This window comes from Capnocytophaga endodontalis (assembly GCF_002209445.1).
Taxonomy (GTDB): domain Bacteria; phylum Bacteroidota; class Bacteroidia; order Flavobacteriales; family Flavobacteriaceae; genus Capnocytophaga; species Capnocytophaga periodontitidis.
Genome location: NZ_CP022022.1, coordinates 229,664 through 242,278 on the forward strand (window position 1 = coordinate 229,664; position 12,615 = coordinate 242,278).

The window sequence follows — 12,615 nt, forward strand, 5'->3', positions numbered from 1 at the left end:
CAATTGTGATAAGATTATTTTTTTACTTTTTCATATCAGAAATTCTATTAAATATTTGCTGTGCTTTTATTTCTTGTTTAGCATTAACGATTGCTATAATAATCACTTCCGAAAATTCTTCTAAAGCAATATAATGAATGCCAAAATGAAATTTTTTAGTAAAGAAAACACGAACTTCTCCATATCTTTTAGAAGCTACGAAGGGAAAATCCTTTAATGTTTCTATATAATCAACTATTTCATTATAAGCTTCGAGCCCTAAGTCTTCTCTAAAAACATTATAGAAATCTATAACATCATTCAATTCTTTCTCTGCTCGAGGATGAAAAATCAAACTAAATGACATACTTCTGCATTATTTTCTTTTTTACTTCTTCAAAAGGGATCCCAATAGAGGGATTTTCTTTTATTTCGATAACTCTTTTATCCAATTCTTTTTTAAAGGAATCAGATAAAAAAGGTTGTTCATACTCAAATTCTACCCCCATTTTTTCAAATAAAGAGGTCAATTCGGCTGTTTGCATTTCGTTTTTAGGATAAACTAATAAGCACATATTTTTATAATTAATAATTGTGATATTTCTTATATTAAGTTTGTTTTTAGAGGGCGTTTGCAAAACGCCCCTACTTTTAGGTTACTTGAATCATCTCGTAGGCTAAACCAGTGCTTTTTACGACTGCTTCAGTGCGTTGTGAGTGGGTATCGGTGATGAACAGCTGTCCGAAATGTTTTTGAGTTACTAACTGCACTAATTGGGTTACGCGAGTGTCATCGAGTTTATCGAATATATCGTCTAAAAGCACTATGGGGGTAATCCCTAATTCTTGTTGTAAAACTTCAAATTGTGATAGCTTTAGGGCTATCAAAAATGACTTCTGTTGCCCTTGACTACCGTATTTTTTCATTGGGAAACCTTCAATTTCAAAGAGCAAGTCGTCTTTATGAATGCCGGTTGTGGTGTATTGCGCACTGCGATCACGCTCGGCATTTTCGCGAAGTAGTGTTGCTAAATCGCTCTGGTGTAACTGACTTTCGTACTGCAAATTCACACGTTCCTTCCCTCCTGATATATAGGCGTATTGCTCACTAAAAACAGGTAAAAACTCTTCCATAAAGGCTCGCCGTTTTTCGTAGAGGTGCTGCCCTAAGGGGGCTAATTGCTCATCATAAATACTGAGAGTTTCTACAGAAAATACTCCATTTTCAGCCATTTGCTTTAGCAGGGTGTTGCGTTGCAAGAGGGTGCGGTTGTAACGCAAAAGCAGTTCTAAGTAAGCTCTATCGGTTTGCGAAATGACGCTATCTAAAAACTTACGGCGGGTTTCACTACCTTCTATTATCAAGTCGCGATCGGAGGGGGAGATGATCACCATAGGGTATTTACCTATATGGTCGGCAAGGCGTTCGTAGGCTTTACCGTTGTGTTTCATTACTTTTTTTTGTCCTTTTTTGAGGCTACAGACAATCTGTTCTTCGCGGGTTTCGTACTGAAACTGCCCCTCAATGAGGTAGAACTCCTCACCATGACGCACGTTCTGCACGGCACTTGTAGTGAAGTAGCTCTTTGCCATTCCTAAGTGATAAATAGCATCAAGGAGATTGGTTTTTCCTACGCCATTATCGCCTACAAAACAGTTGATAGTAGGGCTAAAGGCATACGTTTGTGAGGGTATGTTCTTGTAATTGACGACGGATATTTGTTTTAGAAACATCATTTGCAAGGGCAAAGATACAAAACAATTGATAATTAACAATTAATAGCTAACAAAAAACTTTGCCAAAGGAGCGAGCCACACGGGCTATTACCTTTGGCAAAGTGTATTTTTATAAGATTGTTATAGAAGAATTTTTATTCTTCTTCTGAAATAATATTGATATATGGTTTGAAACCTTCTGCTTTTTTATACACCTCTAATCTTCCTTTAGGTACAAAAATACGTCCTTTTACAATAGGTTCATAAACTTGCTTTACATAATTGAACTCTGAGCCAAAAATAATTAATATTCTTGGAGGATTTTGTCCTTTAAAAGTTACACTACTTAACTTTTCACAAGAAACAAAAGCTGCATTTGCAATATTCTGTACGTTCTTAGGAATTGTAACTGAAGCAATTACTTTGTTAGACTTAAATGCGTTTCTTCCAATGGCTTGTAAGCTTTCTGGAAAGTTGAGAACAGGAATTTGGCACTCAGAAAACGCTTCATCACCAATAGTAATAAGACCCTCTGAAAACTGAACAGAAGTAAGTGAAGTTTCAGCAAAAGCATTTACACCAATCACTTGTACCCCTTTAGGAATAACAACACTTCTGAGTTTAGTTTTATAGAAAGCTATGTTATCAATATCTGTCAGTCCCTCAGGTAGAGTAATACTTCCTAAGGTTTTGTGTTGATAAAAAGCAGCATTACCAATGACTTTTACTTTTCTAAGTACTGCATCAGCTTGCATATTGAGCACTGCTGTGTTCTCGTTTTTCCACTTCACTAAGGTGAGCCCATCAGCACTCAATTCATAATCAGAAGCAGGAATAGTAACAACCTCTTCATCATTACCTTTATCCTTTTTACAAGCAAAGAGGGCAAAAACTGAAAGGAATAATAAAATGTTTCTCATTGTATTATTAGTTTTTAATTATTCGGGGCAAATATACAAAACAATTTGTGATTAGCAATTAATAGCCAACAAAAAACTTTGCCAAAGGTGGAAGCTACACGAGCTATTACCTTTGGCAAAGTGTATTTTCTAATTGAGGTTTAGATGTTTTTAGTAAGTGTATTCAGTGGTTTGGACAAGTGCTTCACCAGCAGTTTTATCTTCAGGTACTGAATAAACTTTGATTTGGATAGGATAATCACCATCATACTGAATATCGTAACGATATACGGCTTTAGTAACTTTTGAATTAGCAAGTTCAGTAGTTATTACTGTTTTTTTGGTGATATTGTTAGGAGTAAGGGTTACGAAATGATCGGGAGTAGCTTGTACTCTAAAGCTAACGTACTCAGGGTTGATTTTAGTATCATACTCATAAGTTGTCTCGTAGTTATGAGTAGCCGTTCTGTACTCATCTTTTACTACATTGCCATTAGCACCTAATGTATAGACGTGCCATTCGTTTACATCATCTCCTTTTTTAGCTTTATCTACTGAATAAGAAGTTTTAGTAACTCTCACCATATTAGCACTAGGATACTCAAAAGTAGTGGTAATATAATCCCCATCACCATTACTAGCAGGTTTTTCTACTTTTTTGGTCAATTTGTCATTAGCATACTCGTAATTCTTAATTATATAAGGAAGTGTAACAAAAACCCTTTCCTCTTTTTCTAACTTTCCATTAGCATTGTAAGAAAAGTTACTAAGATACCAAACACTTGGCTCATCAGTAGGGTCTACTTTAGAAATCAAGCGGTTGTTACTGTCATAAGTAAATTCGTGGGTTTTTACTTTTCCTTTAGTAGAAGAACCTTGATAAGTAGTAATTGTTTCTTTTTTAGGATGAGTAGCATCTTGCATTTCATAAGTATGCACAACACGTTCTGTTCCTACAATTTGTGTGATTTTTGTAGGGAATTTTCCACTAATGTGGTCATCTTCCTTGTCATCACTTTTACTGCAAGCTACAATAGCTGCTGTTGCCATTAAGGCTAAAATTGTCTTTCTCATTGTATTATTAGTTTTTAATTGATGGGGCAAATATACAAAACAATTTGTGATTAGCAATTTTTTTAACATTTTAATTCAGGAAGATCTCCGAAAATCTCCGAAAATCTAAGAGCGGCTCAGAGAGCATCAGAGAGAAAAATCTTTATTTATAAAGGTTGTCATCAACTTTGGCAAAGGTGCAAGTTGCTAATTCCCTAATTTGCTAATTCTTGCAATTTCTTTAGTTCATCGCGGTATTGGGCAGCTTTTACGAAATCGAGGTCTTTGGCTGCTGCCTCCATCATTTTGCGGGTTTCTTTGATTTTCTTTTCCAATTCCTTAGCCGATAAATATACCGATTGGGTTTCCGCTGCTATGTGTTCCTTGAACGATGGATCATAGTGGAATTCGGTTATAGGGCTCTTGCTGAGGCTATTCTCTATCTTCTTGTGCAAAGGCTGAGGCGTGATGTTGTGCGCTTTGTTGTAGTTCATTTGCTTTTCACGGCGGTAATTGGTATCATCTATGGTGCGTTGCATACTATCAGTAATCTTGTCGGCGTACATTATCGCCTTGCCATTTACGTTGCGGGCAGCCCGTCCTACGGTTTGAGTGAGCGAACGCGTAGAACGCAAAAAGCCTTCTTTATCGGCATCGAGGATAGCGACGAGCGACACTTCGGGCAGGTCTAAGCCCTCACGGAGGAGGTTTACCCCTATGAGCACATCAAAGAGTCCTTTGCGGAGGTCTTGCATAATCTCTACGCGCTCTAATGTATCCACATCGCTGTGAATGTAACGACACCTAATACCAATGCGAGTGAGGTATTTGGTAAGCTCTTCCGCCATTCGCTTGGTGAGGGTGGTTACCAATATACGCTCGTCTTTCTCGGTGCGCAGTTGTATTTCTTCTACCAAATCATCTATCTGGTTGGCACTGGGGCGTACTTCTATTTCGGGGTCGAGCAAGCCAGTGGGGCGTATTACCTGCTCTACGTACACACCTTGCGTTTGCTGTAGCTCATAGTCGGCAGGGGTGGCACTCACGTAAATCACTTGGTTTTGTAAGGCTTCAAACTCCTCGAACTTCAGCGGACGGTTGTCCATTGCAGCGGGCAAGCGGAACCCGTATTCCACGAGATTTTCCTTACGACTGCGGTCGCCACCGTACATCGCGTGTACTTGTGAGACGGTTACGTGACTCTCGTCAATCACCATCAAGAAATCTTTAGGGAAGTAATCAATCAAGCAAAACGGACGTGTACCTGGCTCTCTACCATCTAAATAGCGAGAGTAGTTTTCAATACCCGAACAATAGCCCAATTCGCGTATCATCTCAAGGTCGAACTCGGTGCGTTCTTTCAATCGTTTGGCTTCTAAAGGTTTGCCTGATGCCTCAAAAAACTCTACTTGCTTCATCAAATCCTGCTGGATGTTCCATATTGCTTTTTGGAGAATATCGGGGGAGGTAACGAACATATTGGCAGGGTAGATATTGAGGCTCTCGTAGCGGTCTAACACCTGATTAGTAGTAGGGTCAAACTGTTCTATTTCTTCAATTTCATCGCCAAAGAAGTGAATGCGGAAAGCGTTGTCGTCATACCCAGGGAAGACATCAAGCACATCGCCTTTGATGCGGAAATTGCCGTGCCTAAATTCGGCGGTTGTGCGGGCATAGAGACTTTGTACTAATCGGTGCATCAGCTTGGTACGTGGGAGTACATCGCCTTGTTTGATTGTAATCACATTCTTTTGGAATTCCACAGGGTTACCGATACCATACAAGCACGACACCGATGCGACAACCAGCACATCACGCCTTCCCGACAAGAGGGCAGAAGTTGTACTAAGGCGCAGTTTTTCAATTTCATCGTTGATAGAGAGGTCTTTTTCGATATAAGTACCCGTAGAAGGGATATAGGCTTCTGGCTGATAGTAATCGTAGTAAGAAACGAAGTATTCCACCGCGTTATTGGGGAAGAAAGCCTTAAATTCAGAATACAACTGGGCAGCCAGCGTTTTGTTATGTGCCAACACAAGAGTAGGGCGCTGGATGCGTTCCACCACGTTGGCAATAGTAAAAGTTTTTCCAGAGCCCGTAACGCCTAACAACACTTGGTACTTATCGTCGCGCTCAATGCCTTTTACTAACTGGTCGATAGCCTGAGGTTGGTCGCCCGTAGGGGCAAAATCGGAAACTATATTGAATTTCATTATTTTAGATGTTATAAAGTAGGTTTAAAAGGGGGTACAAAAGTACTATTTTTTACTGAGATTGCCAAAATGAGAATAGGCGCACGAGTTATAAGCTCACGATAGCTTGAGACCTTACTTAAAAACAAACTTCGTTTGATACGGTAGTTTATAGCATTTGTACCTACGACAATGGGTGCTAATAAATTCTATAATGCGTTCTATTTCATCATTGACATTCTCTTTGAAAAACGCAGTATCAATCTCTATAAAATGTTTATCAAGAGGCGTTGATGAAAATTTATTAAACTTAACCGTAGCTTTATTTTTCAAAACTATCACCATACTACTGTATTTTTTAGAAGGCTTTCGCATCATAACTCTCTTTCCAAAGTTAATATGAGCAATCTCTTCCCACTTTTCCTTTCCCTGAATATATTCATCAAAAAGAATACCTTCATCAGTGAAAGTTATTTTAGGATCTTTTAACCGAAGAAAAAAGAACTCTCCTTTTAACGCCTTAAAAAATATAAACGCTATGAAAAACATTAGCAAGCCTATCGCTATATTTTTTCGTTCAAAAAAATATTCTGACCTATAAGACGTTATAATATAGAAAATCAAAGGCATTACTGAAAGTAACAAAAATACGATTGTATGAAAAATACTTTGCTTTTTACTCAAATATATTGTAAGTGTTCCCATTGTTCATTAATTTGTCTAACCAGTCACGATAAGACGACTCGTTTTGAGGTACAAAAATAGTACTTTTTATCAATATATCCAAAACTTGTAATCCATTAAAAATCAGCTTAAAAAGACCTCTCCCAAAAAAAAGATGTTAAAAAATTGCTGCTATCTCAAAAATTATTCCTAATATTGACGGCTCAAATCAGTTACGAATGACGAATGACGAATGACGAATGACGAATGACGAATGACGAATGACGAATGACGAATGACGAATGACGAATGACGAGTTACGAGTTACGAGTTACGAGTTACGAGTTACGAAATATACCTTAACAAGTTACGAATGACGAATTACGAATGACGAAATATACCTTACAAGTTACGAATGACGAATTACGAATGACGAAATATACCTTACATAAGAACTTATATGGGCGCAAGGCTTTGTACTTTTGCGCACTTCTGCTCATCTGTTACTTATTACCTGCTACTTATTACCTATTGCCTGCCCAAACACTTCAAGAGATTTGGACTAAGGGCACTTTCTACCCTGAGCGTATGTTCAACCTCAAAGCGTTGCAACACACTCCTCAATACACTGTGTTAGAGTACAATCGTGAAAAACGCGCTCAAGAAATCAACCTCTACGACTTTGCAACGCTCACCAAAGTACAAACCCTCTTTCAGGCTAACGATAGAGTGAGTAGGATTGAAGGTTATGAATTTTCAGCCGATGAGAAAAAACTCCTTATCGCTACTCGCAAAGAGGACATCTACCGCCATTCGTTTATAGCCGATTATTTTCTGTACGACCTCGCCACTGGCGACCTTAAAAAAGTGAGTGACAAGCGTATACAAGTCCCTACTTTTTCACCTAACGGCAAGCAATTGGCTTTTGTATACGAAAACAACTTGTATTTATACGACCTCGCTACTGGCGAAGAAACCCAAATCACTACCGACGGACAAAAGAATGCTATTATCAACGGCACTGCCGATTGGGTGTATGAAGAAGAGTTCGGGATTGTGAAACTCTTTGCTTGGAATGCCGATGGCAGTCAGTTAGCGTTTATACGTTCGGATGAGCGCAAAGTACCCGAATTTTCAATGGATATATACGGTTACGACCTCTACCCTACCCCTTATACTTTCAAATATCCCAAAGCAGGGGAAGCTAATTCGGCGGTGAGTTTGCACATTTATACTTTGGCTAACCAATCGGTAACCGAAATACCGCTCAACGCTTATTATATCCCACGTTTGCAATGGACAAACGACCCTCATAAACTCACAGTGCAAACCCTCAACCGCCACCAAAACGATTGGCAACTTTTACAAGTGAATAGCCAGACGAAGGCAACGACTTCCTTAGTAAAGGAAACCAGCGCGACTTATGTAAGCATCAACAAGGAGATACTATTTTTACCCGATAATAGTTTTATTTACCAATCGGAAAAAGACGGGCATAACCATTTTTACTATTGTAATGCCAAAGGGAAATTAGTGCGCCAACTCACACGCGGCAATTGGGAAGTAACCGATTGTTATGGTTATGACTCTAAAACTCAACAGTTATTCTACCAATCTACCCAAATAGGTTCTACCCGCCGAGGACTCTACGCCGTGAGCCTCAAAGGCAAAGCCCCTCGCGCACTCTCTACTGAGGCAGGCACGAACAAAGGCACCTTTAGCGGGGATTTCTCTATGTATATTCAGGCTTTTGCCAATGCCTCTACACCTCCGCGCTATACGCTGAACGATACCAAAAGTGGCAAGCAACTCAAAGAAATCGTTACCAATGCCGAATACGCCCAACGACTCAAAGCCTATAATTTGCCCGAAAAAGAGTTTATGGAACTGAAAACTGCCAAAGGCACTTTCAACGCTTATATGCTCAAACCTAAGGATTTCGACCCTAAAAAGCAATACCCCCTATTGATGTACCAATACTCAGGACCAGGCTCACAAGAAGTAGCCGACCAATGGTGGGATATGAACGACTTTTGGCACGCAATGCTCACCCAAAAAGGCTATATAGTGCTATGTGTAGATGGTCGTGGCACGGGCTATAAAGGAGCAGATTTTAAGAAATGTACCTATCAGCAACTGGGTAAATACGAAGTTGAAGACCAAGCTGATGTCGCCCAGCTGGTAGGCAATTATCCTTATATCGACAAGAGCAGAATAGGAATATGGGGTTGGAGTTTTGGTGGATTTATGTCGTCTAACTGTCTGTTTCAAAAAGGCGATATATTTAAAATGGCAATAGCAGTAGCCCCTGTTACCAATTGGCGTTTTTACGACACTATTTACACCGAGCGTTTTATGCGCACCCCCCAAGAGAATGCCAAGGGTTACGACGAAAATTCACCCTTGTTTCACGCTGCCAAACTCAAAGGAAAATACCTGCTCATTCACGGCAGTGCCGACGACAATGTACACGTACAGAACGCAATGGTGCTGATAGAAACTTTAGTGAGTTTGCAAAAAGATTTCGATTGGCTCATCTATCCTGATAAGAACCACGGTATTTACGACAACACCGGCAGCACACGCTTTCAGTTATACACAAAAATGACGAATTTTATTGAACAAAATTTATAAACAAAGCCCCCGTTCCCCCGAAGGGGGACAATCTGTAAAAGAAAAACTTTATTGGATTAAAAATTAATTTATAAACAAACCTTAATTTATTAATAAATGGATACAAACGTAGAAAATGAGAAGAAAAAGCACCCTAAGGGGCTTTATTTGGTGTTCCTAACAGGGATGTGGGAGCGTTTCAGTTACTATGGAATGCGCGGTATTTTGATGTTATACCTCACCAAAACGTGGCTTGAAGGCGGTTTGGCTTTCGATCCTTCCACCGCAAGTTTGATTTATGGTTTTGCGACCGGTCTTACCTATTTCACCCCACTGATTGGCGGATGGATAGCCGATAACTTCTTAGGACAACGCAAATCGGTGTTGTTAGGAGGATTTATAATGTTCTTGGGTGAGGCAGCTCTCTTCGCTTGGACGAGCCACGCAGGACTTTATTTAGGGCTCTTCCTGCTCATCATTGGTAATGGGTTCTTTAAACCAAACATTTCAGCCTTAGTAGGAGGACTCTATGAATCAGGTGATAAACGTCTTGACTCAGCTTTCTCTATTTTCTATATGGGTATCAACTTAGGGGCTTTCTTGGCACCTCTTATCACCGGATTCCTCACCGATAATATCTTTGCCAAAACCGCTATTGATGCCAATACAGGTGAAGTTGCAATGTCGTTCGGTTACAAATTCGGCTTTGGAGCAGCGGCTATAGGGATGCTCATCGGTGAATTGATATTTATTTTCTTTGCACAGAAATATTTAGGAGACCTCGGTTTGAAAGCTAAAGGCTCAACCAAAAAAGCAGTAGAACTTTCAGAAGCTGAAGCACATAAACCACTTACCAAAGAAGAAAAAGAACGCATTGCAGTAATCTTTATCTACTTCTTCTTTGCGATATTCTTCTTTGCTGGCTTTGAACAAGCGGGTTCATCACTCACCCTCTACACCGATAGTTATATCAACCGTGTGGTAGGTAGTTTTGAAATTCCTACCGCTTGGTTCCAATCAGTAAACCCATTGTTTATTGTGTTGTTAGCACCAGTATTTGCTACCTTCTGGGGTACTAAAATGGGACAACGTCTCACTACACCTTTCAAAATGGGATTAGGGATGATCCTTCTTGGGGTAGGGTTCTTCTTTATGCTTGGCGCTGTGTACGAACGCGGTGGCGCTATAGGGGTAGACCCTAAAGATGTTGCTGTAAAAGCGAGCTTGGCGTGGTTGATACTCACTTACCTCACCCATACCATCGGTGAGTTGTGCTTATCGCCTGTAGGACTTTCTACCGTTACTAAACTTTCACCTCCACGCTTAGCAGGACTTATGATGGGAGTTTGGATGATGGCAGCCTTCTTTGCCAACTCTATAGGAGGGGTGATTGCTTCTTATGTAGAAAAACTCGGTGCGAGTGTAGTATTTGCTGCCGTATCAGGATTTGTAATCCTCTGCGGTTTAGGAATGATACTCCTCAACAAGAAACTTCAAGCGATGATGCACGGAGTAAAATAACAATTAACAGTTAACAGTTAACAATTAACGGTTAATAGATAACAATTAAAAAATCTCCTTGCAGTGGTAACTGCAAGGGGATTTTTTTGAATTATCTTTTAAAATTTACTATTGGTGCAATTGATTTCTATAGATTAAATTCTCCCACAGATTTCACCACAAAAGCAACTGAAAAATAGCTTTTATCACTTCAAAATAAAAATAGTGAATGTTGTTTATAATTTATCGGACGAGGCAGACGGGTCAGACGAGGCTGAAACCTGAAACCTGACACCTATTTTACTTTGGTAAGATATATGGTTACTAAGCCATTATCGCTTGGTGTACTGTAAGAGAGTTTGGTGTTATTTTCTGAAAACACAAGTGCCAACTCCTCTTTGTTTTGAGGATCGGTAACATTATAATATTTATTGCCTTCTTTTACCCACTCGTAGGTATTGATAGTTTTTTTGCATTGCCCGTTTTGCTCAGGAAAATTAAGATATAGTGTAAACCCTATGGAGCTACTCACTACAGCACCTTGCAAACATTCTCCTTCCTTTACTATCACTTCCGTCTTTCCTACGGTAGCTTTGGTCATTATCCAATATCCTACAAAAGGATCGAGGTAACTATAGTCTACCCCTTTTTTGCGAAGGATTTCTATTACTTCCTGTTGTTGATTATTTTTTAAATATATAAAAAGCTCTTTCCCTTTCATTTCGTATTTTATAGAGGTTTTAGCTCCTTTTCTTACGTTAGGCGAATCATTGGCAACCGTCATATTAAAAACGCCATTAGTAGCCGTATAATCGTAATATATAGGATAGTATTTACACTCAGAACCTTCTAAATAATAGTATTCGTGCTTTATTTTTTTATCCGAAATAGAATAATAAGTTTTTTCAGCACAATCGTTAGAACTTGTCCAGTTCCGTCCGTTTCCATTGGGACCATTAAAATTACTGTAAAGATACCAATCCCCTATGAGCGAAGTGCTACCTCCGCCGTTGTCGTCGTCTTTCCCGCAAGAGGAAAGGCATAATGCTGTGGCAACCAATGCCGAAAAGATTAGTTTTTTCATATAATATTTGTGTTATCCTCTCTCCCGTTCCCTCTCTCCCAAGGAGAGAGGGGCAATCTGGTTAAGAGGGTATTAAAATATATTTTATTAATTGATTACTGTTTTTGGAAGAACATTGTAGTTCCTCCAAGGCTAAGCGTAAGCGTTTGGTTATTGTTGCTAAAGCTAAAAGGTAAGAGTACTTTTTGTCCGTTAGAAACATTGTAATATTTGCCTCCTTCTTTTACATAGTCGTAGCTTTCCACATTACCATCTTGGCATTGTGTTTGAGAAGCAGGCAGGGTATAGTAAAGCGAAAAGCCTATAGAACTCGCTACTATACTACCTGTAAAACAAGCAGGAGTACCCGCAGGATAAGTAGTGCCTCCTGCTTCTATTTTGGTAAGTTCCCAAAGTCCCACCAAAGGATCGAGATAGCTATAGTCTACTCCTTTTTTGTGAAGGATATCTACTTCTGGAATACCTAAATTATTTGTAAAACGCAAAATAAGTTCTTTGCCTTTTATTTCGTATTTAAAAGAATTCATTTTCTGTCCTTTAGTGCCATTAGGAGAATTGCTAGCAATACTATGAATTATCTCACCATTAGAAAGGGTATAATCGTAATACATAGGAGTATATTTACATCCAGAACCATCCCTACGATACCATTCGAACTTCATCTGGGTATCTGAAAATGAGCGATAAGACTGCTTGGCGCAATTATCAGGAGTACTCCAACGGATATTTTTCCCGTTGCCATTATAGTCTCCATACACAGTATGGTAATACCAATCCCCTTTGATCGAAGTGCTACCTCCGCCGTTGTCGTCGTCTTTCCCGCAAGAGGAAACAAATAATGCTGTGGCAACGAGTGCCGAAAAAATTAGTTTTTTCATATAATATTTGTGTTATCCTCTCTCCCGTTCCCTCTCTC

General features: G+C 39.4%; 11 protein-coding genes. 2 read left to right on the plus strand and 9 right to left on the minus strand.

What is annotated here, in order from left to right; genetic code table 11:
- Positions 1-22 precede the first annotated feature (22 nt).
- From CBG49_RS01060 to CBG49_RS01090, 7 genes are all read right to left on the minus strand, one after another.
- Positions 23-346, minus strand: a complete 324-nt coding sequence (locus CBG49_RS01060; RefSeq protein WP_088593003.1) for a type II toxin-antitoxin system RelE/ParE family toxin — start codon at positions 344-346, stop codon at positions 23-25.
- Complete coding sequence (locus CBG49_RS01065; RefSeq protein ID WP_227002926.1) at positions 336-524, minus strand: addiction module protein; 189 nt, start codon at positions 522-524, stop codon at positions 336-338. The genes CBG49_RS01060 and CBG49_RS01065 overlap by 11 nt, the downstream gene beginning before the upstream one ends.
- Before the next feature lie 106 nt (positions 525-630).
- Complete coding sequence (recF, locus tag CBG49_RS01070) at positions 631-1,713, minus strand: DNA replication/repair protein RecF (RefSeq protein WP_088593005.1); 1,083 nt, start codon at positions 1,711-1,713, stop codon at positions 631-633.
- 137 nt (positions 1,714-1,850) lie between these two features.
- Positions 1,851-2,615: a leucine-rich repeat domain-containing protein gene (locus tag CBG49_RS01075; RefSeq protein ID WP_088593006.1), complete on the minus strand. Its 765-nt coding sequence runs from the start codon at positions 2,613-2,615 to the stop codon at positions 1,851-1,853.
- A gap of 150 nt (positions 2,616-2,765) precedes the next feature.
- On the minus strand, positions 2,766-3,668 hold the full coding sequence (locus tag CBG49_RS01080; RefSeq protein WP_009412733.1) for a hypothetical protein: 903 nt from the start codon (positions 3,666-3,668) through the stop codon (positions 2,766-2,768).
- Positions 3,669-3,862: 194 nt separating this feature from the next.
- A complete protein-coding gene (gene uvrB / locus CBG49_RS01085) occupies positions 3,863-5,860 on the minus strand; it encodes an excinuclease ABC subunit UvrB (RefSeq protein WP_088593007.1) in 1,998 nt (665 codons plus the stop codon).
- 114 nt (positions 5,861-5,974) lie between these two features.
- Entirely contained in the window at positions 5,975-6,544 is a 570-nt protein-coding gene (locus tag CBG49_RS01090; protein ID WP_157668335.1) for a hypothetical protein, read from the minus strand.
- Between the two features lie 387 nt (positions 6,545-6,931).
- Between CBG49_RS01090 and CBG49_RS01095 the strand changes: the two genes are divergently transcribed.
- Positions 6,932-9,136 (plus strand): S9 family peptidase, encoded by a 2,205-nt coding sequence (locus tag CBG49_RS01095; RefSeq protein WP_088593009.1) that lies wholly within the window; start codon positions 6,932-6,934, stop codon positions 9,134-9,136.
- Positions 9,137-9,232: 96 nt separating this feature from the next.
- The gene (locus CBG49_RS01100; protein WP_088593010.1) at positions 9,233-10,636 is read left to right on the plus strand and encodes a peptide MFS transporter; all 1,404 of its coding nucleotides are present in this window, start codon (positions 9,233-9,235) and stop codon (positions 10,634-10,636) included.
- Positions 10,637-10,910: 274 nt separating this feature from the next.
- Here the strand turns inward: CBG49_RS01100 and CBG49_RS01105 are convergent, their stop codons facing one another.
- Together CBG49_RS01105 and CBG49_RS01110 are read right to left on the minus strand one after the other, a co-directional pair.
- Positions 10,911-11,699 (minus strand): lipocalin family protein, encoded by a 789-nt coding sequence (locus CBG49_RS01105; RefSeq protein ID WP_088593011.1) that lies wholly within the window; start codon positions 11,697-11,699, stop codon positions 10,911-10,913.
- 95 nt (positions 11,700-11,794) lie between these two features.
- Positions 11,795-12,577: a lipocalin family protein gene (locus CBG49_RS01110; protein ID WP_088593012.1), complete on the minus strand. Its 783-nt coding sequence runs from the start codon at positions 12,575-12,577 to the stop codon at positions 11,795-11,797.
- Positions 12,578-12,615: the final 38 nt, after the last annotated feature.